The sequence below is a fragment of the Pseudomonas sp. S2_A02 genome, from assembly GCF_054668495.1.
Genome location: NZ_CP162776.1, coordinates 4,678,688 through 4,702,754, shown reverse-complemented (window position 1 = coordinate 4,702,754; position 24,067 = coordinate 4,678,688). Strand labels below are relative to the sequence as shown.

The window sequence follows — 24,067 nt, the reverse complement described above, 5'->3', positions numbered from 1 at the left end:
GCTATAAAGCCTCGACCGGACGCAAACGGTACTGCGGTGGCAATTGTTCAAAGCCGCTGATCGTGGCGTTCAGGCTTTTCCAGCGTCCATCCTTGATGCCGTAGATGCAACCGTGGATCGACAGGCTCTGCCCACGATGCCAGGCGTTTTGCACAATGCTGGTATGACCGACGTTGGCCACTTGCTGGATCACGTTGAGCTCGCAGAGGCGGTCGACCCGTTCTTCTTCAGTGGATAACTTGGCCAGTTCGTCGCGCTTTTCATAATAAAGATCGCGGATCGAGCGCAGCCAGCCGTCGATCAGCCCCAACTGACGGTCCTGCATCGAGGCGCGTACACCACCGCAGCCATAGTGGCCAGTGACCAGGATGTGTTTGACCTTGAGCACATCGACCGCGTACTGAATAACCGACAGACAGTTGAGGTCGGTGTGCAGTACAACGTTGGCCACGTTGCGGTGCACGAACAAGTCGCCTGGCAGCATACCCACGATCTCGTTCGCCGGCACGCGGGCATCGGAGCAACCGATCCACAGGTATTCCGGGGTTTGTTGACGGGCCAGCTTGGCGAAGAAATCAGGATCTTCCTGGGTGATCGCGTCGGCCCAGCGCTCATTGTTATCAATCAGATCTTGTAATTCGTTCATGCAATGAAGCCTCAAGAATGATTTGCTGCTTTGACAGACAACCCTGTGTCGGGGTCACGCGCGAGATGCAGATACCCCCTAGTGCATTAAATGGATATCCGGCGCTCCCTGCCGGTGGAATTCTCGCAAGCCCAGTAGGTCAACTGTAGTAAGGCCTACAGTATGAGGGATTGCCATGACTGATTCACGACGTCCGTTCGATGAGGCACAACCCGAGCCCATCGACGACAACGAAGACCGCATGGGCTCAGTGCATGAGCTGGATTTCGACGAGGAAGAACCTAGCGCCAGAATCGGCGACTTGATCCCCGAACGCGAACGCGCGCAGAAGATGCCCGACGAACGCATCCGTGAAGCTGGCATGACCGGGGGCTCGACCGATGACCATGAATCCACCGACGATGACATGAGCCCGGAAACCTTGATCCGTGAAGACGGCGCACGGGATAGCCGCGAAGAGGGTGACGGCGACCAGGCAGATTGGGATTTGAGTATTGTCGATGAAGACGACATCGGCGGAGGCAATGGGCTGGATGAAGCAGAGATGGCGCGGCGCGATCCAATGGATGGCAAGCGTTGATCTACAGACCTGACCAGATTCCAACGTAGGAGCTGCCGAAGGCTGCGATCTTTTGATCTTTTGTTGCCGCGACATAGAAAGATCAAAAGATCGCAGCCTTCGGCAGCTCCTACAGGGATCAATCCACTAATGTACAAGCCATGACCACGGCATCTTCGCGCCCACCCACTGCCGGGTAGTAGTCCCGTCGACGTCCGATTTCGTTGAACCCATACCGCTCGTACAACCGAAATGCCGCCCGGTTGCTGTCGCGCACTTCCAGAAAACATTCCCGCGCCTCTGCCTTGTAGGCAATCGACATCAAATGCTCCAGCAGCGTCAACCCCAGGCCTCGGCCCTGATTTTCCGGTTTGACGGTGATGTTCAGCAAATGTGCCTCGTCGAGAATGATCTGCACCACGCCATGACCGACCTGTTGTTGCCCTTCGAACATCAGCCAGATCTGATATTTGCCCAGGCCATCGAGAAAAATCCCGCGGGTCCAGGGGTGGCTGTAAGCCGCGTATTCAATTTTCAGTACAGTGTCCAGGTCCGCCTCGGTCATCGGGCGGAACGATACAGCGTCACTCATTCGATTCTTTCCAGCGCGCCATCAGCCGACGCATGGCTTGCCAGACATCAGCCTTACGCTGTGGCTCTTCCATTAATAATTCCAGACCCGGCAGGGCCCAGACCGAACCCAGGCCTTCGACCTGAAGTTCACGGTTGAAGGATTCGGCATTGGCCTCACCGGCAAAACGCACCGCCGGCAAGCCGATCAGCCACAAGCAGACGCATGGGGCGTCTTCGAGACGGGCTGACAGAAAGCCTTGTACGAAATCCCGAGCCGCTTCCGGCCCTTGATCCATGGTGCCGCGAGCCAGCAGTGGCCAGCGCACCGGCTCGCCGACGATCTGCGGGCTGTCTGGCAGGCCGGCGGCGCGCAGCATGTCCTTGAGCAACAGATACGCCGGATCGCGGGTCTGGAAGCTTTCGCCTGTGGGTAACTCCACCAGCAACAGGCAACGACCTGCGCGCAGCAATTGAAGGGCGAAACGCGGTGGAGGAATGACCGGCGCCTTGACCGCGACCGGAGCCTCCTCTTCTTCGACCTTGGCGTTCGTACGGGTGCTGGCCAACGATGGCCGCGGCACCTCGATTTTTACCCGCTCGGCCGGTTTGACCACGGGTTCCATCGGTGCCTCGGCCACGGGAGCCGGCGCAACCGGGGTGACGACCAATGGCTCGGGCATCTCCAGCAGTTCGGGGCGCGAGGGCGCAGCAAAGGGCAATTCGGTGCGCGGCAGCCAGTTGACCACCTGCATGGCGGTCAAATAAGCGCGGCGACGGGACTCGATAAGCAAAGGTCGGCCACTTGTGGATAACTAAAGTGCGTTGATTCTACCGCCCTTCGCTCAAGATCGCCCACGCTTGATCGATAGAAAGCCAACTGTCCGTCCCGAGAGTGAATCGCAACGGGCGTGATGCAGTACAATCGCTGCTTTTAATTGCCAACCAGCCGGCCATTCCGATGATCGAACCCAAGCGCGTCTTGCGCGCCCTCGCTGAACACTGGGCACTTCTGGAGCCACTGTGCGAGCACTTCGACCAAGGCACATTGAGCCTCAACGAACTGCGCACGCAACTGGCCGCCCAGCAACTCGACAGTACACCGCAGGACATCACCAGCCTGCTGGACGTGTGGATCCGCCTCGACATTCTGGTTCCCGTGGCGAAAAGCCCGAACCGTTTCGAGCTCAACGCGCAAATCCACGACTTCCTCGCTTACCTGCGCCGCGAGCACCGTCTGGGCCTGTGCCTGGAAATCGAAGCCTATTTGCGCCATCTCGAGCGCCTGGCCGGTTACATTCAGGACGCCTTCGACATTCGCGACGGCCACGACCTGGCGCGTCAGTTGCGTCTGCTCGATATGCGCGTGCGGGACGTTCTGAAGAAACTCGCCAACGACGAACAGGCCCTGGTGGCCGTCGCCGAGCGGGCCAAGACCAGCGACCGGCAGATCCCGCTACGTCAACGCTACGCTGAAGTACTGGCGACCTGGGATGAATACGTCGAACCGATGATTCAGTTGGTGAACGCCGACGGCGCCTTCGAACAAGGTGTGCGCAAGGTCGAAAACGTCCTGCTGAAGATGCTCACTGAACAGCAGCGCCTCGGCCATCTGGTCGACGACGACATGCTGCTGCGCACCCACGCGCGCATCCTCGAAATGCAGACCAGTGCCCAGTTGACCTTGCGTCATGCCCGTGAACTGCTACTGCCGCTGCGTGAAGAAGCGCGCCGGCACAACGCCGTGACCCGTGGCGCGGCGCTGGCCTTGTCGGCCATTCGTCGTAAAGGTATCGATGCGGTGCCACAAGCGGCAATGCCGATGTTCACCCGGCCGCAAAGCACCTTCCTCGGCAGCGCCAGTCAGGTCGAAGCCTACGTGTACGCCCTGGCCCGTTTCGAGCCGAAACCTGCGCGTTTCCCCAAGGCTCACAAGACCCAGAAAGGCGAAGCCCCGCGCGCGCCACGCACGGTTCGGGAGATGCTCGAACGCTGCGAAGACGCCCTGCCGATGCCGGACCTGATGACCTGGCTTCTGGAGCAGGAGCCGGACGGCGCCACCGACGAATTGCTCTACTGGTTCTCGCGCCTGTCGCGGGAAAAGCGCTTCACACGCGAGCGTCTGGAACGCCGCGATTACCACACTCACGAGCACCAGGTCAGCCTGCGCTCCTTCGCCCTGCTCTCGGCCCGCGACACCGCCGAGGATTCTGCGAGCACCCCACATGCATCTTGATCTAAACGAACTGTCCCAGCTGGCACCGATCTTTCGCGAGCTATTCAAGGGCTACCACGTCAGCCGCCGTGATCCGGAGCTGTACGCGCAACTGTCAAACTTCCAGGACCAGTACCGCACGCTGTTCAAGGCACTGGGCTTTGAACTGGTCTGCGACACCCGTGGCTTCTACTACTTCGTCCCGGACCTTGCCGCTGCGGCGGTGAACAAGACTGCCCAGCGTCTGGCGCTTTTCACCTTCATCCTCGTTGAGCATCTGGCCGATCAGGGCCGTGACCCGGTCGCCGTACTCGACGGCGGCAGCCTTGGTCGCGATGAACTGCCTTCCTTGCTGGAAAAGTACCGCGACTTGTTCATCCAGGCTGAAGTGCAGACCGTGGAAGAACTCGAAGAAAAAATCATGCGTCGGATGACGCAGCTTGGTTTTGCCGGCGAAGAAAACGGCATCTACCGTTTCCTGCCGCCGATGCACCGTTTCCTCGATGTTTGCCTGTCGGTCCAGCAGGATCGCGATCTGGCAGCCAGCCTGCACAGCGTCTTGCCTCTGCCAGTGCCGGTACTGATCGATGACGACAGCGACGAAAAATTGCTGCAAACCGATGATCCGCTCGACTTGAGTGACTTCGAAGAAGAAAGCGAAGAAGACGCCATGGCCCGCGCCATTGCCGAAGAACAGGAGACCGACGCATGAGCAAGGAACGCTACGGCATTCGCCGCTTTGCCCTTTTGAATACCGCCGGTTACAGCCTCGGCCTGTTCCCGCTGGAAGAACCGCTGTCGGTTTACGGCGCGAACAACCTCGGTAAATCCGCCTCGATCAACGCCTTGCAGTTCCCGATTCTGGCGCGCATGTCGGACATGAGTTTCGGCAAGTACAGCCTGGAACAATCCCGGCGCTTCTACTTCGCCTCGGACACCAGTTACATCCTGGTGGAAGTCTCCCTGCCCCACGGCCCGCACGTAATCGGCGTGGTCGGGCGTGGCCCGGGCGGCGGTTTCGGTCACCAGTTCTTTGCCTATGCCGGCAAACTGGACTTGGCGCACTACCAGAAAAACGACACCTGCCTGCGCCAGAAAGAGCTGTTCACCAACCTTGAACGCGAAGGCCTGAAAGCCTACGAACTCAAACCTGATGAGTTGCGTCGATTGCTGGTCGGCGGTCACACCTCGATTCCGCTGGACCTGACGCTGATCCCGCTGCGTTCCACCAGCGAGCAGAGCCTGAAGACCTTCCGCGCCCTGTTCATCAACTTGCTACACATGCGCGAAATCACCGCGGCCAAACTCAAGCAGTTGTTCCTCGATGCTTTCGAACACAGCCTGCGTTCCGGCAGCGTCGATTACATCGCCGCGTGCGAAGAAGCGTTTCGCGATGTACGTCGCATGGAGCAGGACTACAACTCGCTGGTCACCGCTGGCCCGCTGGTTGAAGCACTGGCCGCTGGCGTGGCCCAGCGCAATATCCTGCGCGGCAAACTGCACCGGATCTCGCCGCTGCTCGACTCCTTGCTCGGCACTTGGTCGGACTACGCCAGTGCGCGCAAGGAAGAACTGACGATTCAGGCCGAGCACTACCGCAACGAGCAGGACGCGCTGCAAAACGATCAGCGCGGCGGCACTCAGGAGCTGATGCGTCTGGAGCGGGAAATCACCGGCATCCAGCGCTGGCTCGGCGAGTTGTCGGTGCTCAAGCATCGCTTTGCCCTGGTCGATGACGTCAAAGTCCTCGAGCAGCAACTGCTCGCGGCCAAGGACGCGCACGACGAACTGGCCGGTGCACTGGCCCAGTCGCGACAGTTCAGCGCCGAAGACCTGGAAGAGCGTCTGCGGGATCTGGAAAAACGCCTGAAGTCGGTCAAGCAACAACTCGATCACGCCGACAACAACAGCTACGCCCGTTTGCGCGAAGAGTTTTCGCAGCAGGACGTCGAGCGCCTGATGCGACTATTCAATAGCGCGCTGTTCAGCCTGCCATTGGGCGAGCACGGCATTACGCTGGACGAGGACGGTCAGTGGGTCAAATCCATGGAACTGATCCTCGATGGTTTCAAAGGCGAGCGCTTCGAAGTGCCGGGCCTGTCCATCGACATCTCGCACATCGAGCCTCCAGCGCTGCAAGCCCTGGCTGACCGCGCGGCGTTGCGCGATCAGAAAGAGCGTCTGGACAAAGAACTCAAGCAACTGAAAACCCAACAAGCCGTGGCGGCAGACCGTGCGGCCAGCAAGACCCAGACCGAAGCGCTGTACCAGCAAGTGCTGGACGCGCAGAAAGCCCTGGAAGATTTCCGTCGTGCGCAAACCTTGAGCGCCGAGGAAGACGACAAGCTTGAGCAACTGGCACAGATGGAAGCCGCTCAAGAGGAATTGAAGCGTTCCAGCGACGCCTTCACCGAACGCGTCCAGCAACTGTCGGCCAAGCTACAACTGGTTGGCCGGCAGATCGGCGACATGGAAGCCAAGCAACGCACCCTCGATGACGCCCTGCGCCGCCGTCAGTTGTTGCCGGCAGACCTGCCGTTCGGTACGCCGTTCATGGACCCGATCGACGATTCCATGGACAACCTGCTGCCGCTGCTCAATGACTATCAGGACAGCTGGCAAGGTTTGCAGCGCAGCGATGGTCAAATCGAGGCGCTGTACGCTCAGGTCCGCCTCAAGGGTGTGGCCAAGTTCGACAGCGAAGACGATATGGAGCGTCGCCTGCAACTGCTGATCAACGCGTACGCACACCGCACCGACGAAGCCCTGACCCTCGGCAAGGCGCGCCGTGCGGCGGTTACCGACATCGCCCGGACCCTGCGTAACATTCGCAGCGACTATGACAGCCTCGAACATCAACTGGCGCTGTTCAACCGCGAGATCAACAAGCGTCAGGTCTCCAACCTGCAAAGCTTCCGCATCGTGCTCGCGCCGAACAAGGAAGCGCTCAAGCACATTGACCAGATCATCCACAGCGCCGGTCAGTACGAAGAAGGCGAGACCCTTTCCGTCTTCGACCTGAGCCAAAGCGCCGATCAGGACAACAAGAACGAAGAGGCCAAGGAATACCTGGCGCGGTTGGTGGCGGCGAACCACAACCAGCTCGGTCTCAAGGATCTGTTCGAGCTGGCGTTCGAGATCACCAAGGTCAACAGCCAGCCGGTGATCCACACCGACATCGACGGCGCGGCGTCCAACGGCACCACGATGACCATCAAGGCACTGACCAACATGTACTTGTTGCTGCACTTGATGGACCGCGACCAGGCCGGTCGCGTGCGCCTGCCGTACTACCTCGACGAGGCGGCAGACATCGACGAGAAGAACCAGGCAGCGCTGCTGGAAACCAGCCTGCAACTGGGCTTCGTGCCGATCCTGGCGAGTGTGAAGCCGCAAGTCTGCGCCAGTGTCGCCATCGACCTGGAAGGCGGCAGCGGCCCGAACGGCATTTACATCGACGAGGCGGACTGGAAGTACATTCGTCGCCACGATGAAGTGAAGGCAACCGTTGTTGTACAAGCTGATGAGCCGGAGCTGGATGAAGTCTGATATGACTTAATCCAAGCCAACAAAAAGGCCGCGATCCAAATGGATCGCGGCCTTTTTTATTTATGGGTGTCCCGTCCTGAAGCTTCAGTGAACTTGATGGCCCCTTCGCGGGCTTGCCCGCGAAGGCGGCATCACAGGCACCAATAAACTACTTGCCGATTGCGATCTTCGGCGCCCAGGTCAGCCACTCATCTTCGAATTGGTCGAACAGCGGGAATGTTTGCTCGGGCCGCGCCGGGACACCCATGCGGTCGCCATCCGGTGTGGCAAAGGCAACGCCGCCCTGAACAAGCGTCTCCAGCGACTCAGTGCGTATTGTCGCGCCTTTGAACAAGCCGTAGTCGAAACCAAAACCACTGGTGTTCCAGAACCGCGTGCCACTGCGCACCAGCGGTGCATATTTCGGCTCGATCAGTATGTGTACCAATACTCGATCAGCCGTCTGGCCCAGTTCATAGCCGGTCACCTTGCCTACCGTGATTTCGCGATAGGTGACCGGGACGCCAGTCTTCAGCGAACCTCGACGAGCAGCGCTCAACACCAAACTTAAACCAGCCTCTTCCTTGGCGGTTTCCGGAGGATTGGTCAAGGCCACGAAGGTCTTCTGCGGGCCGAGGTTCTTCGGCGCCGGTTGCACTTCGATGTATTGCCCGGTAACCAACGTTTCGAGGTTTGAGGTTTTAATCAGGCCGAGCTCAGGTTTTACCACCCAGAACTGACTGCCGACCCGAGCGATCCGCTCCGGCACTTCTGTGATTCGCGCGGTCAGCAGTACTGATTGAAGGTCGTCACTGAGGTCGACGTCCTCAATCTTGCCCACGTCCAGGCCTTTGAATCGAACCGGTGTGCCGGTACGCAGACCATCGGCACGATCGACTTTGATCGTCACCATAGTGCCTTTCTGCGTTGCCTCATCATGGCTGGCATGCAGGCGGAAACGTGGGATACGCTTTTGCAATGGCGCTTTGGCTTCCGGGGTTTCGAAGGCGATGCCTCCGGCCATCAGGCTCTGCAACGACTCACTTTTGACCTGGATGCCGCCGGTCAACCCACCGGTGAGCGTGATGCCGCTGGCATTCCAGAAACGCGTCGAGGCGTTGACCAGCCCTTCGTATTCCTTCTCGATATGCACCCCGATCACCAGCTGCTTTTTGGTGCGGGAGAATTGATAGCTCTGAACCGAACCGACCTTGACCTGTTTGTAGAGAATCGGGCTGCCGACTTCCAGCGAACCGAGGTTCTCGGTGAACAGCACCAGGTGCAGGCCTGGCGAACGAAGATCCAGCGGCGGCGCCTTGGCCCGGGCTTCAAACTCACGCTGCGGTGCACCGCCCTTGTCGCCAGGGCGCACAGCTATGTAGTTACCTTTGACCAGCGCTTCCAGGCCGGTAATACCAGCGAGCGAAATCGATGGTTTGACCACCCAGAACTGCGTGCCGGTGACCAAGTACTCCTCGGCCAGCGGATCCAGAGTCAACTCAGCGGTCGCACTGGACAGGTCCGGGTCAATCTTGAGCGTTTTCAGATTGCCGACCTGAATGCCCTTGTACATCACCGGCGTACGGCCGGCCTGCAGGCCTTCGAAATCGCTGAGTTTGACCTTGACCCGAATACCCGCTGCGGCTGCATCGAAGTCTTCATAGAGACGGAACGGCAGGCTCGGATCGGTGGGCGGGCTATCCTTGCGGTTCTCTGGAGTGGCAAATGCAATGCCACCGGCGACGATGCTGGCGAGGGACTCGCTACGCACTTTCACACCAGACAGGTTGGCATCGATACTGATGCCACTGGCATTCCAGAAACGCGTATGTTTGCGTACCAGGTTGGCGTAGGTCGGCTCGATGAAGACTTTGAGTTCGACAGTATTCTGGTCTGCGGACAGCACGTAGCTTTTGATCTGACCGACCTGGATCTGCTTGTAGAACACTGGGCTGCCTCGATTCAGCGAGCCGAGGCGATCGGCCTTGATGGTCAGGTGCAGGCCGGGTTGGGCGTCCGAGAGCGGAGGCTCTTGGGCCAGAGCCTTGAACTTGCGGGTCGGCTCGCCTTCGCCCGGGCTGACGGCCACGTAGTTACCCGAGACCAGCGTCTCCAGGCCCGTGATACCGGCCAGGCTCACGCTCGGTTTGACCAGCCAGAAACGCGTGCTGGTCCTGAGGTATTGCTCCACGTCCTTGTTCATCTCGATGGTAGCAATTACCCCTTTTGAGCTGCCTTCGTCATCGAGTTTTAGGGCTTTCACCTTACCGACCGACATGCCTTTGTAGACAACTTCAGTCTTGTTGGCCTGAATGCCTTCACCGCTTTCGAAGCGCACCTGAATCTCGATGCCCGTCTCGCTGTAGGCACGCCAGCCGAGCCAGCCGCCAATGATCAAGGCAATCAGGGGCAACACCCAAATGGCTGACCAGTTCGAGGCCGGTCGGGTTTTCGCTTTAGGCAAATCAGTCATGGTCGTCGTCCGACTCCGTGTTATCCCAAATCAGTCGGGGATCGAAAGTTACTGCGGCAAGCATCGTCAGAATCACCACACTAGCGAAGGCGATGGCGCCAAGATTGGCTTCGACGCTGGCAAGCCGTCCGAAATTGACAACAGCCACCAGGATGGCGATTACAAATATATCCAGCATTGACCAGCGACCGATGAACTCGATAAAGCGGTACATCCAAATGCGCTGGCGTGCCGAGAGTGGCTGGCGGCGTTGCACCGAAAACAGCAGCAAACCTATCCCCACCAGCTTGAACGTGGGCACCAGAATACTGGCGATAAAAACCACGGCTGCGATTGGAATCATGCCGTGCTGAACCAGTTGGATCACACCGGACATGATAGTGCTAGGATCGCCTTGGCCCAGGGAACTGACGGTCATGATCGGCAGAACATTGGCCGGGATGTAGAGAATCGCGCCTGTGATCAACAACGCCCAGGTACGCATCAAGCTGTTCGGGCGACGGGCGTGAACCAGTGCACCGCAGCGGGTGCAGACCTGCTCATCCGTATCAGCTTCCTGCTTATTCAACTCGTGGCATTCGGCACAAATCAAAATGCCCGCATCAATCGCCCGCATGGGCATCTTCTCCTGATAGAGCCTGCCAGATCTGGTGCGGCGACATCACCACTTCCAACCAGACCTGGACTAACAACAAACTGATAAAACACGCCAGACCAAGACCTACGGTGATCGCTGCCATATCGGCCAATTTGACGATCGCAACCAGTACGCCCATAAGGTAAACCTCGAGCATCCCCCAGTCCCGTAGATGGTGATAAATGCGGTAGAGCAGCAAGCCGTAACTGCGTCCGATATCGAAGCGAATACTCAGCAACACGAACAGCTGGCAAAGCAGCTTGAGCAGCGGAATCCCCATGCTGCAAAGGAATACCACTGCCGCTACGCCTCGCATACCGGTATCGAACAAACCGACAACGCCACTCCAGACAGTATCGTGCGACGACTGTCCGAGTAGATGGAGCTGCATGATGGGTAGAAAGTTCGCTGGAATAAACAACAACAGTGCAGCGATGACCAACGCGAGACTGCGCTGCACGACATTGTGTCGATGGGCATACAGCTCATAACCGCAACGTACACAGATGGCTTTCTCACCATGAGCAAGCTCAGGCTTGCGCATCAGTAAGTCGCACTCGTGACACGCTACCAAGTCGTCCAGCGGTAAATCTGACAGCCCTGGGGCGTCAACCGGATCTGGCATAGAGGCTCTGGCTCCAAAAAAGTTGGACCTATTCTAGTATCCTGACTCGAAAATAACTGTGCAATTTTGTGCTGTTGCCAGAGTGCTTTTTCCAACGAACAAACAAAACCCCTACCTGCATACGCAGATAGGGGTTTCGGAATTTAATCTTGACGATGACCTACTCTCACATGGGGAAACCCCACACTACCATCGGCGATGCATCGTTTCACTGCTGAGTTCGGGATGGGATCAGGTGGTTCCAATGCTCTATGGTCGTCAAGAAATTCGGGTACTGAGTCGTGACCAGGTGGCCTCGCTTCAGCAAATTGGGTATGTGACAGCTTGGTGTTTTGTGAGCATTTCGAACTTTCGGTTCATTTCGTCTTCACACACCGCAATCTGATGCTCTTTCGAGTAGTCAAATTGCTTGGGTGTTATATGGTCAAGCCTCACGGGCAATTAGTATTGGTTAGCTCAACGCCTCACAGCGCTTACACACCCAACCTATCAACGTCGTAGTCTTCGACGGCCCTTCAGGGGACTCAAGGTCCCAGTGAGATCTCATCTTGAGGCTAGTTTCCCGCTTAGATGCTTTCAGCGGTTATCTATTCCGAACATAGCTACCCGGCAATGCCACTGGCGTGACAACCGGAACACCAGAGGTTCGTCCACTCCGGTCCTCTCGTACTAGGAGCAGCCCCTCTCAAATCTCAAACGTCCACGGCAGATAGGGACCGAACTGTCTCACGACGTTCTAAACCCAGCTCGCGTACCACTTTAAATGGCGAACAGCCATACCCTTGGGACCGGCTTCAGCCCCAGGATGTGATGAGCCGACATCGAGGTGCCAAACACCGCCGTCGATATGAACTCTTGGGCGGTATCAGCCTGTTATCCCCGGAGTACCTTTTATCCGTTGAGCGATGGCCCTTCCATACAGAACCACCGGATCACTAAGACCTACTTTCGTACCTGCTCGACGTGTCTGTCTCGCAGTCAAGCGCGCTTTTGCCTTTATACTCTACGACCGATTTCCGACCGGTCTGAGCGCACCTTCGTACTCCTCCGTTACTCTTTAGGAGGAGACCGCCCCAGTCAAACTACCCACCATACACTGTCCTCGATCCGGATAACGGACCTGAGTTAGAACCTCAAAGTTGCCAGGGTGGTATTTCAAGGTTGGCTCCACGCGAACTGGCGTCCACGCTTCAAAGCCTCCCACCTATCCTACACAAGCAAATTCAAAGTCCAGTGCAAAGCTATAGTAAAGGTTCACGGGGTCTTTCCGTCTAGCCGCGGATACACTGCATCTTCACAGCGATTTCAATTTCACTGAGTCTCGGGTGGAGACAGCGCCGCCATCGTTACGCCATTCGTGCAGGTCGGAACTTACCCGACAAGGAATTTCGCTACCTTAGGACCGTTATAGTTACGGCCGCCGTTTACCGGGGCTTCGATCAAGAGCTTCGCGTTAGCTAACCCCATCAATTAACCTTCCGGCACCGGGCAGGCGTCACACCCTATACGTCCACTTTCGTGTTTGCAGAGTGCTGTGTTTTTAATAAACAGTCGCAGCGGCCTGGTATCTTCGACCGGCGTGGGCTTACGCAGTAAATGCTTCACCCTCACCGGCGCACCTTCTCCCGAAGTTACGGTGCCATTTTGCCTAGTTCCTTCACCCGAGTTCTCTCAAGCGCCTTGGTATTCTCTACCCAACCACCTGTGTCGGTTTGGGGTACGGTTCCTGGTTACCTGAAGCTTAGAAGCTTTTCTTGGAAGCATGGCATCAACCACTTCGTGTACTAAAAGTACACTCGTCATCAGCTCTCGGCCTTAGAATCCCGGATTTACCTAAGATTCCAGCCTACCACCTTAAACTTGGACAACCAACGCCAAGCTGGCCTAGCCTTCTCCGTCCCTCCATCGCAATAACCAGAAGTACAGGAATATTAACCTGTTTTCCATCGACTACGCTTTTCAGCCTCGCCTTAGGGACCGACTAACCCTGCGTCGATTAACGTTGCGCAGGAAACCTTGGTCTTTCGGCGTGGGTGTTTTTCACACCCATTGTCGTTACTCATGTCAGCATTCGCACTTCTGATACCTCCAGCAAGCTTCTCAACTCACCTTCACAGGCTTACAGAACGCTCCTCTACCGCATCACCTAAGTGATACCCGTAGCTTCGGTGTATGGTTTGAGCCCCGTTACATCTTCCGCGCAGGCCGACTCGACTAGTGAGCTATTACGCTTTCTTTAAAGGGTGGCTGCTTCTAAGCCAACCTCCTAGCTGTCTAAGCCTTCCCACATCGTTTCCCACTTAACCATAACTTTGGGACCTTAGCTGACGGTCTGGGTTGTTTCCCTTTTCACGACGGACGTTAGCACCCGCCGTGTGTCTCCCATGCTCGGCACTTGTAGGTATTCGGAGTTTGCATCGGTTTGGTAAGTCGGGATGACCCCCTAGCCGAAACAGTGCTCTACCCCCTACAGTGATACATGAGGCGCTACCTAAATAGCTTTCGAGGAGAACCAGCTATCTCCGAGCTTGATTAGCCTTTCACTCCGATCCACAGGTCATCCGCTAACTTTTCAACGGTAGTCGGTTCGGTCCTCCAGTTAGTGTTACCCAACCTTCAACCTGCCCATGGATAGATCGCCCGGTTTCGGGTCTATTCCCAGCGACTAGACGCCCTATTAAGACTCGCTTTCGCTACGCCTCCCCTATTCGGTTAAGCTCGCCACTGAAAATAAGTCGCTGACCCATTATACAAAAGGTACGCAGTCACCCAACAAAGTGGGCTCCCACTGCTTGTACGCATACGGTTTCAGGATCTATTTCACTCCCCTCTCCGGGGTTCTTTTCGCCTTTCCCTCACGGTACTAGTTCACTATCGGTCAGTCAGTAGTATTTAGCCTTGGAGGATGGTCCCCCCATATTCAGACAAAGTTTCTCGTGCTCCGTCCTACTCGATTTCATGACTAAGAGATTTTCGCGTACAGGGCTATCACCCACTATGGCCGCACTTTCCAGAGCGTTCCGCTAATCTCAAAGCCACTTAAGGGCTAGTCCCCGTTCGCTCGCCACTACTAAGGGAATCTCGGTTGATTTCTTTTCCTCAGGGTACTTAGATGTTTCAGTTCCCCTGGTTCGCTTCTTAAGCCTATGTATTCAGCTTAAGATACCTAACTTATGTTAGGTGGGTTCCCCCATTCAGACATCTCCGGATCAAAGTCTGTTTGCCGACTCCCCGAAGCTTTTCGCAGGCTACCACGTCTTTCATCGCCTCTGACTGCCAAGGCATCCACCGTATGCGCTTCTTCACTTGACCATATAACCCCAAGCAATCTGGTTATACTGTGAAGACGACATTCGCCGAAAATTCGATTCTTGCTCATAAAGAGCAACTCACAAATTTTACCTTAGCCTGATCCGTTACCAGTGAAAGTAACGTTCAGTCTATCTTTCTATCACATACCCAAATTTTTAAAGAACGATCTAATCAAAGACTAGAAATCAACATTCATCACCGGCTCGGTGGAATGCTCATTTCTAAGCTTTCAACAAACAGAAGCAGTAGTGGTGGAGCCAAACGGGATCGAACCGTTGACCTCCTGCGTGCAAGGCAGGCGCTCTCCCAGCTGAGCTATGGCCCCGTATTTCTACAGGCGTTTCCCACACAAAATTGGTGGGTCTGGGCAGATTCGAACTGCCGACCTCACCCTTATCAGGGGTGCGCTCTAACCAACTGAGCTACAGACCCAATTTCGAGCTACTAAGGCCGACCTCACCCTGCTCTTAACCACGAAGCATGGGGTGCGCTCTAACCAACTCAGCTACAACCTGACACAGGCTGCTTCTTTATCGTCTTCTTCAATGAATCAAGCAATTCGTGTGGGAACTTATGGAGCAGCTGATGTCGTCGATTAAGGAGGTGATCCAGCCGCAGGTTCCCCTACGGCTACCTTGTTACGACTTCACCCCAGTCATGAATCACACCGTGGTAACCGTCCTCCCGAAGGTTAGACTAGCTACTTCTGGTGCAACCCACTCCCATGGTGTGACGGGCGGTGTGTACAAGGCCCGGGAACGTATTCACCGCGACATTCTGATTCGCGATTACTAGCGATTCCGACTTCACGCAGTCGAGTTGCAGACTGCGATCCGGACTACGATCGGTTTTCTGGGATTAGCTCCACCTCGCGGCTTGGCAACCCTCTGTACCGACCATTGTAGCACGTGTGTAGCCCAGGCCGTAAGGGCCATGATGACTTGACGTCATCCCCACCTTCCTCCGGTTTGTCACCGGCAGTCTCCTTAGAGTGCCCACCATTACGTGCTGGTAACTAAGGACAAGGGTTGCGCTCGTTACGGGACTTAACCCAACATCTCACGACACGAGCTGACGACAGCCATGCAGCACCTGTCTCAATGTTCCCGAAGGCACCAATCCATCTCTGGAAAGTTCATTGGATGTCAAGGCCTGGTAAGGTTCTTCGCGTTGCTTCGAATTAAACCACATGCTCCACCGCTTGTGCGGGCCCCCGTCAATTCATTTGAGTTTTAACCTTGCGGCCGTACTCCCCAGGCGGTCAACTTAATGCGTTAGCTGCGCCACTAAGAGCTCAAGGCTCCCAACGGCTAGTTGACATCGTTTACGGCGTGGACTACCAGGGTATCTAATCCTGTTTGCTCCCCACGCTTTCGCACCTCAGTGTCAGTATCAGTCCAGGTGGTCGCCTTCGCCACTGGTGTTCCTTCCTATATCTACGCATTTCACCGCTACACAGGAAATTCCACCACCCTCTACCATACTCTAGCTCGTCAGTTTTGAATGCAGTTCCCAGGTTGAGCCCGGGGATTTCACATCCAACTTAACGAACCACCTACGCGCGCTTTACGCCCAGTAATTCCGATTAACGCTTGCACCCTCTGTATTACCGCGGCTGCTGGCACAGAGTTAGCCGGTGCTTATTCTGTCGGTAACGTCAAAACAATTACGTATTAGGTAACTGCCCTTCCTCCCAACTTAAAGTGCTTTACAATCCGAAGACCTTCTTCACACACGCGGCATGGCTGGATCAGGCTTTCGCCCATTGTCCAATATTCCCCACTGCTGCCTCCCGTAGGAGTCTGGACCGTGTCTCAGTTCCAGTGTGACTGATCATCCTCTCAGACCAGTTACGGATCGTCGCCTTGGTGAGCCATTACCTCACCAACTAGCTAATCCGACCTAGGCTCATCTGATAGCGCAAGGCCCGAAGGTCCCCTGCTTTCTCCCGTAGGACGTATGCGGTATTAGCGTCCGTTTCCGAGCGTTATCCCCCACTACCAGGCAGATTCCTAGGCATTACTCACCCGTCCGCCGCTCGCCACCAGGTACAAGTACCCGTGCTGCCGCTCGACTTGCATGTGTTAGGCCTGCCGCCAGCGTTCAATCTGAGCCATGATCAAACTCTTCAGTTCAAACATCTTTGGGTTTTTAAGAAACCCTAAACTTGGCTCAGCAATCGTTGGTTACATCTTTGATTTCTCGCGGAGTAACTTGTGATGCTGATAATCTTGTTGACTATCAGTCTGACTCCACAAGCACCCACACGAATTGCTTGATTCAGTTGTTAAAGAGCGGTTGGTTAAGATCTTTCGTCTCAACCGAGGCGCGCATTCTACAGCAGCCTCTGTTACTGTCAAGCGGTCATTTTCAGAAGTTTTCAAAGTTTCGCTTGGAAATCCTTAACAACTTCAACCACTTGCGCTTCCGATCTCTCGTTAGCGGGAGGCGAATTCTACAGCGTTACTCGCTGCTGTCAACACCTCTTTTTCTCCGCTTTCGACCGAGAAGATCGAACCGTCAATAAGGCGAAAACACACTGCCTTACCAACTCCTTCTGGCCTCGATGAACTGAAGCGTAACCGCTGTCGAAAACTGCATAACTCTTTGTTTACCAAGGAGTTTTCCGTTTCGACTGCGCCGGAAGTGGGGCGAATTATAGACTTCCAGAATCTGCCGTCAACCTCTAATTACGCCTTTCGGGCAGAAGGTGCCTTTTTAGCTGTTAAACGTGGAATCCGGCGGGCTACAGGCGGCAATCTCAACACCACTAACAACGCACCTATAGAAGCATAGATCGCCCACTCCTTCAGATCGGCACGCACGATCCACAACATATGCAGCAATCCAAGCCCGAGAACCACATAGACCAATCGATGCAACTTTTTCCAGCGAGAACCCAGACGCCGCTGACTGTAGCGATTGGAGGTAACCGACAATGCCAACAAACAGAGAAATCCCAGTACCCCGACAATAATGTACGGCCGCTTGCGCAACTCGATACCCAACTGCGACCAATCAAAGCCAAGGATAAACGCGGTGTAACCGCTCAAATGCAGAACCACATAAGCGAAGCACCACAACCCCAACTGCCGTCGAACAGCAATCCACCCCGCCCAACCCGTGAGTTTCTGCAAAGGCGTCATGCTTAATGTAATGAGTAGCAGGCCAAGCGTCCCCAGCCCTAGGCGGTCAACCAGTACCTTGCCCGGATCCGGCCCCAACACATCCCCCAAGGCCTGATACAACCAAAGCAACGGCCAAATCGCTGCAGCGATGAAGACGCCAATACGCCAGAACGGATATCGCATCAGTAATTCTTCCGCAGATCGAGCCCTGTATAGAGAGAAGCGACTTCATCCGAGTAGCCATTGAACATTTGCGTGTCCCGCACATTGGGCTTGAACAGTCCGCTCGGCAAACGCCTTTCCCGCGCCTGGGTCCAACGCGGGTGATCGACTGTCGGGTTCACGTTCGCATAAAAGCCATACTCATCCGAGGCGATACTCTGCCAGGTAGTTTTCGGCTGCTCGCTGACCAAGCTGATCCGCACGATGGATTTGATGCTCTTGAAGCCGTACTTCCAAGGCACCACCAGTCGCAGCGGCGCACCGTTCTGATTCGGCAACTCACGCCCGTACATGCCCACCGCTAGAATCGCCAACGGATTCATCGCTTCATCCAGACGCAACCCTTCTACATATGGCCAGTCGATCAAGGCAAAGCCGGAACGCTGCCCGGGCATAGTTTTGGGATCCTGCAAGGTTTCGAAGCGAATGAACTTGGCCTTGGACGTTGGCTCAACTTCTTTGAGCAAGGCAGAAATGGGGAAACCGATCCACGGAATAACCATCGACCAGGCTTCCACACAGCGAAGACGGTAAATGCGCTCTTCCAGTTGATAAGGCTTCATGAAGTCTTCCAGCGCATACCGCCCCGGCTTCCCCACCTCCCCGTCCACCACCACGCTCCAGGGTTCGGTTTTCAGCGCACCGGCGTTGGCCGCGGGATCACCTTTATCGGTACCGAACTCATAGAAGTTGTTGTAGTGGGTCGCATCCTTGAAAGGTGTAATCGCCTCGTCTTTGACGTTGACCGCCCCCCATTTGGTAGAAGGAAGCTTTTCGACGAACCAGGAGGGCGCCTTGCCAGGCTCGACATCAGCATATCGCGCAACATCGTTGGCACTCGCCCAACGCGGCAGACTGCTCACCGCCAAACCGGCGACGGCGGCACCTAATACACTGCGACGAGAAAGGTAGAGGGATTCAGGCGTGACGTCCGACTCATGACAGTCAGACGCTTTGGGGACTTTGATCAGCATGACAACTCCGCAGCTTTGGAGGACAGATGCACCCATAGACTGCGGAGTATGAGGGAAATTACATCACTCGGCTTTTTTGTGCCGACGAAGGCGCAACAGGTACTGGACCGGCCCGGAAGCCGCATAGCCGAGGAAAACAAGCAGCAGGATACGCGGCGGATCACTGAACACAACGGCGAATACCAATACCACTGCGAGGATCGCGACAAAAGGAACGCGCCCTTTCAAGTCCAACTCCTTGAAGCTGTTGTACTTGATGTTACTGACCATCAACATGCCAGCGGCGGCAACCATCAGTGCAACCAGGAACGACATCTTGGAACCCTGAATGCCGTAGTCGCTGAATGCCCAGACAATGCCCGCAACCACACCGGCGGCAGCCGGGCTGGCCAGACCGATGAAGTAACGTTTGTCTGCGGTGCCGACCTGAGTGTTGAAACGAGCCAGACGCAATGCCGCACCCGCTACATAGATGAAGGCCACCATCCAGCCGACCTTGCCCATATCGCCCAAGGCCCAGCCGAATGCCAACAATGCCGGTGCCACACCAAAGGCAACCATGTCCGACAGCGAGTCGTACTCGGCACCGAAAGCGCTTTGGGTATTGGTCATACGGGCAACGCGGCCGTCGAGGCCGTCAAGCACCATGGCGACGAAAATCGCGATCGCGGCAAACGCAAAATATTTGCTCGCGCCGATCGCATCACCGGCACTCAAGGCACTCTGGGCGCTCATCGAATTGATGATGGAATAGAACCCTGCGAAGAGGTTCGCAGTGGTGAACAGATTCGGCAAAAGATAGATACCACGATGCCGGACTTTACGACCTTCAGCGTCATGCCCTTCTTCGATGTGTTCATCGATGGGCAGAAGGCTTTCGGCGTCAGAAGCCTGCTTTGGCTCTTCGGGACGTTCGCTCATGGACATTTACCTTGTAACGGGTGGAAAGTTTCGACAGGTGCCTGGGACGACGGTTCGGCCACAAACAATGCAGCTTTATACCAGAACCGGCGGATCCAAACGAAAAAACGCGGCCTAGGCCGCGTTTTCCGTACAAGCTCGGGACTTAGTTCTTGGCTTTGTCGACGATCTTGTTGGCACCGATCCACGGCATCATGGAGCGCAGTTGCTCACCAATGATTTCGATACCGTGAGCGGCGTTGTTACGACGCTTGGCGGTCATCGAAGGATAGCCGGTGGCGCCTTCGCTGATGAACATCTTGGCGTATTCGCCGTCCTGAATACGTTTCAGGGCGTTGCGCATGGCCTGACGGGATTCGGCGTTGATCACTTCCGGACCGGTCACGTACTCGCCGTACTCGGCGTTGTTGGAGATCGAGTAGTTCATGTTGGCGATACCGCCTTCGTACATGAGGTCAACGATCAGCTTCAGTTCGTGCAGGCATTCGAAGTAGGCCATTTCCGGCGCGTAGCCAGCTTCAACCAGGGTTTCGAAACCGGCTTTTACCAGCTCAACGGTACCACCGCACAGAACGGCTTGCTCGCCGAACAGGTCGGTTTCGGTCTCGTCCTTGAAAGTAGTTTCGATGATGCCGGTACGACCGCCACCAACGCCAGCGGCGTAGGACAGTGCAACGTTTTTGGCGTTGCCCGAAGCATCCTGGTAGATAGCGATCAGGTCAGGGATACCGCCGCCTTTGACGAACTCGGAACGCACGGTGTGGCCCGGAGCTTTCGGCGCGATCATGATCACGTCGAGGTCAGCACGTGGCACAACCTGGTTGTAGTGAATCGCGAAACCGTGGGAGAAGGCCAGGGTGGCGCCTTTCTTGATGTTCGGCTCGATTTCGTTCTTGTACAGGGCAGACTGGAACTCGTCCGGGGTCAGGATCATGACCAGGTCGGCAGCCGCTACGGCGGAAGCAACGTCAGTCACTTTCAGGCCGTGGGCTTCAGCTTTGGCAACGGTAGCCGAACCTTTACGCAGACCAACAGTAACGTCAACGCCGGAGTCTTTCAGGTTGCACGCTTGAGCGTGGCCCTGGGAACCGTAACCGATGATGGCAACTTTCTTGCCCTGGATGATCGACAGGTCGCAGTCTTTTTCGTAATAAACTTTCATGAAATTCCCCTCTATATCCTGGCCGTTCAGGCCATTCGCTAATTTGGTTTAGATGCTCAGTACTTTGTCGCCGCGGGCAATCCCGGTGACGCCACTGCGTACGGTTTCCAGAATCGAGGCAGTCCCGATCGATTGAATGAAGCTGTCGAGCTTATCGCTGGTACCGGTCAATTGAACGGTATACACGCTAGCGCTGACATCAACGATCTGCCCACGATAAATATCGGTGGTGCGCTTGATCTCGGCGCGCTGGGCGCCGGTGGCCTTGACCTTGACCAGCATCAGTTCGCGCTCGATGTGAGCACTCTCCGACAGGTCGACCAGTTTTACCACTTCGATCAGCTTGTTCAGGTTCTTGGTGATCTGTTCGATGACTTCATCATGGCCGACAGTGGTCAGCGTCAGACGCGACAGGGTCGGGTCTTCGGTGGGTGCCACGGTCAGGCTCTCGATGTTGTAGTTGCGCTGCGAGAACAGGCCGACTACACGAGACAGAGCGCCCGGTTCGTTTTCCAGAAGCAAGGAAATAATGTGCCGCATGATTAAGTACGCTCCGTCTTGCTCAGCCACATATCGCGCATGGAGCCGTCTTTGATCTGCATCGGGTAGACGTGCTCGCTGGTGTCGACCGAAATATCGATAACCACCAGGCGATCTTTCATGGCGAACGCCTCTTCCATCTTCGACTTCAAATCTTTCGATTCGGTGATGCGCACACCAACGTGACCATAGGCCTCGGCCAGCTTGACGAAGTCAGGCAACGATTCCATGTAGGAGTGCGAGTGGCGGCTGCCATAACTCATGTCCTGCCACTGGCGAACCATACCCAGTACACCGTTATTCAGAATGACGATCTTCACCGGCAAACCGTATTGCAGGCAGGTCGACAGTTCCTGAATGTTCATCTGGATGCTGCCCTCACCCGTTACGCAGGCGACGTCTTCATCCGGGAAGCTCAGCTTGATGCCCATGGCCGCCGGAAAACCGAAGCCCATGGTGCCCAGGCCACCGGAGTTGATCCAGCGGTTTGGCTTGTTGAACGTGTAGTACTGCGCGGCGAACATTTGGTGCTGGCCCACGTCGGAGGTCACAAAGGCGTCGCCCTTGGTCACTTCGCACAGGGTTTCAATCACGGTCTGCGGCTTGATCACGCTGCCGTCGCCCTTGTCATAAGGGAACAGGCCGCGGTCACCGCGCCACTCATCAACTTGCTTCCACCAGCTGGCAACGGACTCCTTGTTCGGGGTCTCGCCGATTTCCTTGAGGATCGCGACCATTTCGGTCAGGACACTCTCGACCGGACCGACGATAGGAACGTCTGCCTTGATGGTCTTGGAGATCGAAGCCGGGTCGATGTCGATGTGAATGATCTTGGCATTCGGACAGAACTTGGCCGGGCCGTTGATCACACGGTCATCGAAGCGTGCGCCGACTGCAAGGATCACATCGGCATGGTGCATCGCCAGGTTGGCGGTGTAGCTGCCGTGCATGCCGAGCATGCCAATGAACTGACGGTCGGTGCCAGGGTAGGCACCCAGGCCCATCAGGGTATTGGTCACAGGCAGGTTGAGCATCTTCGCCAGTTCGGTCAGCGGCGCGGAGCCACCACCGAGAATCACGCCGCCGCCTGCATAAAGCACAGGACGCTTGGCCGCCAGGAGCATTTCAGCTGCCTTGCGGATTTGCCCGGAGTGACCGCGAACGGCCGGGCTGTAGGAACGCAGCTTGGCTTTTTTCGGGAAGATGTATTCGAACTTCTCGGCCGGGTTGGTCATGTCTTTCGGGATATCGACAACGACCGGACCAGGGCGACCGGATTGCGCCAGGTAGAACGCTTTCTTCATGACCTCCGGGATTTCCGACGCATGCTTGATCATGAAGCTGTGCTTCACGATTGGCCGGGAGATACCGATCATGTCGGTTTCCTGGAATGCATCGGTGCCTACCAGGGTGCTAGGCACCTGGCCGGAAATGATCACCATCGGAATGGAGTCCATGTAGGCCGTGGCAATACCGGTGATGGCGTTGGTTGCGCCCGGGCCGGAGGTCACCAGTACCACACCGGCTTTACCGGTGGCACGGGCATAGCCGTCAGCCATATGGGTCGCAGCCTGCTCGTGACGAACCAGGATGTGGGTCACTTCCGGTTCTTTGAACAGGGCATCATAGACATGAAGAAGAGCACCACCCGGGTACCCGTAGATATATTTGACGCCTTCGTCACGCAAAAAGCGGACGAGCATCTCACCGCCAGATAAAAGCTCCACGTTGTTCACCTCTAAAACGCCAGAATACCGCCCACATACACAGAGGACGGGTCTTAATAGGTTTACTTCTCGGCAGAGCATGAGCGACGGTGGTCGCCGACTACGTCAGCACTGACTGAGCAAGTATTGGGATCGTCCCAAGTGTTGCGGGCCTTTCCCACCCAGCGCGAGGTAACGCGTTGCGGGTGTAACAGGTCGGCGCGGATGTGCGCCTCATGATCTACCGAGTGGGTCTGCTTCTGGCAGTCCCTCTACAGCGGACTTTGGATTCTTCTGTTTCGCCCATCGCAAGTCAAGCCGTCAATGTGCTTTATTCGAACTAAGCGCATGAGAACGCAAGAAAAAACCTTTAAACCGCAACTGTGTTAGCTTCGATTGCGCACCCATGACAAGGAAATGGCATGCGAACGTTCTTCTTCACCGCCGGCTTGCTGATCAGCCTGAGCCCTTTGTGCATGGCGGGTCAGATCTATAAATGGGTCGATGCCCAGGGCGTTACCCATTTTGATGCGCAACCGCCCCCAGGCCAGGAGCCCACCCTCGTGGTGACGCCCGCCCCGCCCGTCGGCAAACCAAGTACACCAACGCGCAGCAACGTGATAGGCGATCAACGGGCCATCGACAACAAAGTGAAAAAGCAGGTCGCCGAGCAGCAAGCCCAGCTAAAAGTATTCTGCGAACAGGCCCGAACGAACCTGGCTCAACTGCAGAATAATCCGCGATTACGGGAGGAGGTCGACGGCGAGACGCGCCGCCTGACCGACCAACAACGTCAGGAGCGCATGACCGAAGCACAGAAACAGATTGCGAAAAACTGCCAGTAGGTCC

General features: G+C 56.2%; 17 protein-coding genes, 2 tRNA genes and 3 rRNA genes. 5 read left to right on the top strand and 17 right to left on the bottom strand.

The genetic code is table 11. The features are described 5' to 3' along the window. Position 1: 1 nt before the first annotated feature. Complete coding sequence (gene can, locus AB4O41_RS21540; protein WP_052965823.1) at positions 2-646, bottom strand: carbonate dehydratase; 645 nt, start codon at positions 644-646, stop codon at positions 2-4. Positions 647-821: 175 nt separating this feature from the next. Here can and AB4O41_RS21535 point away from each other — a divergent pair, with 175 nt between their 5' ends. Further along, positions 822-1,226 carry a serine kinase/phosphatase gene (locus tag AB4O41_RS21535; RefSeq protein ID WP_460144631.1) on the top strand — a complete coding sequence of 135 codons (405 nt, stop codon included), beginning with the start codon at positions 822-824 and terminating at the stop codon, positions 1,224-1,226. A gap of 118 nt (positions 1,227-1,344) precedes the next feature. On the opposite strand, the gene rimI is transcribed toward AB4O41_RS21535, so the two are convergent. Together rimI and AB4O41_RS21525 are read right to left on the bottom strand one after the other, a co-directional pair. Then, entirely contained in the window at positions 1,345-1,797 is a 453-nt protein-coding gene (rimI, locus tag AB4O41_RS21530; protein ID WP_007896888.1) for a ribosomal protein S18-alanine N-acetyltransferase, read from the bottom strand. Next, positions 1,790-2,530 carry an energy transducer TonB gene (locus tag AB4O41_RS21525; protein ID WP_460148393.1) on the bottom strand — a complete coding sequence of 247 codons (741 nt, stop codon included), beginning with the start codon at positions 2,528-2,530 and terminating at the stop codon, positions 1,790-1,792. Before AB4O41_RS21525 ends, rimI begins: the two co-directional genes overlap by 8 nt. Positions 2,531-2,736: 206 nt before the next feature. On the opposite strand from AB4O41_RS21525, the gene mksB reads away from it, so the two are divergent. Genes mksB through mksF form a run of 3 tightly spaced genes read left to right on the top strand, consistent with a single transcriptional unit; the run spans position 2,737 to position 7,539 of the window. After that, entirely contained in the window at positions 2,737-4,011 is a 1,275-nt protein-coding gene (gene mksB, locus AB4O41_RS21520; RefSeq protein ID WP_367372950.1) for an Mks condensin complex protein MksB, read from the top strand. Then, the gene (gene mksE, locus AB4O41_RS21515; RefSeq protein ID WP_038981553.1) at positions 4,001-4,702 is read left to right on the top strand and encodes an Mks condensin complex protein MksE; all 702 of its coding nucleotides are present in this window, start codon (positions 4,001-4,003) and stop codon (positions 4,700-4,702) included. Before mksB ends, mksE begins: the two co-directional genes overlap by 11 nt. Beyond that, complete coding sequence (gene mksF / locus AB4O41_RS21510) at positions 4,699-7,539, top strand: Mks condensin complex protein MksF (RefSeq protein ID WP_460144628.1); 2,841 nt, start codon at positions 4,699-4,701, stop codon at positions 7,537-7,539. Before mksE ends, mksF begins: the two co-directional genes overlap by 4 nt. 148 nt (positions 7,540-7,687) lie before the next feature. Here mksF and AB4O41_RS21505 read toward each other — a convergent pair whose 3' ends face one another. The 14 genes from AB4O41_RS21505 to AB4O41_RS21440 all read right to left on the bottom strand — a co-directional run bounded on the left by AB4O41_RS21505 (position 7,688) and on the right by AB4O41_RS21440 (position 23,239). Next, positions 7,688-9,991 carry a PqiB family protein gene (locus AB4O41_RS21505; RefSeq protein ID WP_460144627.1) on the bottom strand — a complete coding sequence of 768 codons (2,304 nt, stop codon included), beginning with the start codon at positions 9,989-9,991 and terminating at the stop codon, positions 7,688-7,690. Then, positions 9,984-10,607 carry a paraquat-inducible protein A gene (locus AB4O41_RS21500; RefSeq protein ID WP_367372954.1) on the bottom strand — a complete coding sequence of 208 codons (624 nt, stop codon included), beginning with the start codon at positions 10,605-10,607 and terminating at the stop codon, positions 9,984-9,986. The genes AB4O41_RS21505 and AB4O41_RS21500 overlap by 8 nt, the downstream gene beginning before the upstream one ends. Then, positions 10,594-11,253, bottom strand: a complete 660-nt coding sequence (locus tag AB4O41_RS21495; protein ID WP_429429645.1) for a paraquat-inducible protein A — start codon at positions 11,251-11,253, stop codon at positions 10,594-10,596. The genes AB4O41_RS21500 and AB4O41_RS21495 overlap by 14 nt, the downstream gene beginning before the upstream one ends. 147 nt (positions 11,254-11,400) lie before the next feature. After that, positions 11,401-11,516, bottom strand: a 5S ribosomal RNA gene (gene rrf, locus AB4O41_RS21490). Between the two features lie 157 nt (positions 11,517-11,673). Continuing rightward, a 23S ribosomal RNA gene (locus tag AB4O41_RS21485) occupies positions 11,674-14,565 on the bottom strand. Positions 14,566-14,814: 249 nt separating this feature from the next. Next, positions 14,815-14,890 (bottom strand) — tRNA-Ala (locus AB4O41_RS21480). 30 nt (positions 14,891-14,920) lie between these two features. After that, positions 14,921-14,997: transfer RNA gene (locus AB4O41_RS21475), tRNA-Ile, on the bottom strand. Positions 14,998-15,161: 164 nt separating this feature from the next. Then, positions 15,162-16,700: ribosomal RNA gene (locus AB4O41_RS21470) — 16S ribosomal RNA — on the bottom strand. The 16S, 23S and 5S rRNA genes sit together here with 2 tRNA genes alongside, the layout of an rRNA operon. Positions 16,701-17,255: 555 nt before the next feature. Next, positions 17,256-17,876, bottom strand: a complete 621-nt coding sequence (gene msrQ, locus AB4O41_RS21465) for a protein-methionine-sulfoxide reductase heme-binding subunit MsrQ (protein ID WP_460144625.1) — start codon at positions 17,874-17,876, stop codon at positions 17,256-17,258. Next, the gene (gene msrP / locus AB4O41_RS21460) at positions 17,876-18,889 is read right to left on the bottom strand and encodes a protein-methionine-sulfoxide reductase catalytic subunit MsrP (protein WP_460144624.1); all 1,014 of its coding nucleotides are present in this window, start codon (positions 18,887-18,889) and stop codon (positions 17,876-17,878) included. Before msrP ends, msrQ begins: the two co-directional genes overlap by 1 nt. 63 nt (positions 18,890-18,952) lie before the next feature. After that, a complete protein-coding gene (gene pssA / locus AB4O41_RS21455; protein ID WP_095055878.1) occupies positions 18,953-19,810 on the bottom strand; it encodes a CDP-diacylglycerol--serine O-phosphatidyltransferase in 858 nt (285 codons plus the stop codon). A 145-nt stretch (positions 19,811-19,955) separates the two neighbouring features. Continuing rightward, the gene (ilvC, locus tag AB4O41_RS21450; protein ID WP_007948647.1) at positions 19,956-20,972 is read right to left on the bottom strand and encodes a ketol-acid reductoisomerase; all 1,017 of its coding nucleotides are present in this window, start codon (positions 20,970-20,972) and stop codon (positions 19,956-19,958) included. Positions 20,973-21,020: 48 nt separating this feature from the next. Next, positions 21,021-21,512 carry an acetolactate synthase small subunit gene (gene ilvN / locus AB4O41_RS21445; protein WP_003176102.1) on the bottom strand — a complete coding sequence of 164 codons (492 nt, stop codon included), beginning with the start codon at positions 21,510-21,512 and terminating at the stop codon, positions 21,021-21,023. Between the two features lie 2 nt (positions 21,513-21,514). After that, positions 21,515-23,239, bottom strand: coding sequence for an acetolactate synthase 3 large subunit (locus AB4O41_RS21440; RefSeq protein WP_460144622.1), 1,725 nt, complete (start codon positions 23,237-23,239; stop codon positions 21,515-21,517). Between the two features lie 401 nt (positions 23,240-23,640). Between AB4O41_RS21440 and AB4O41_RS21435 the strand changes: the two genes are divergently transcribed. Beyond that, positions 23,641-24,063: a DUF4124 domain-containing protein gene (locus tag AB4O41_RS21435; RefSeq protein WP_460144621.1), complete on the top strand. Its 423-nt coding sequence runs from the start codon at positions 23,641-23,643 to the stop codon at positions 24,061-24,063. Positions 24,064-24,067: the final 4 nt, after the last annotated feature.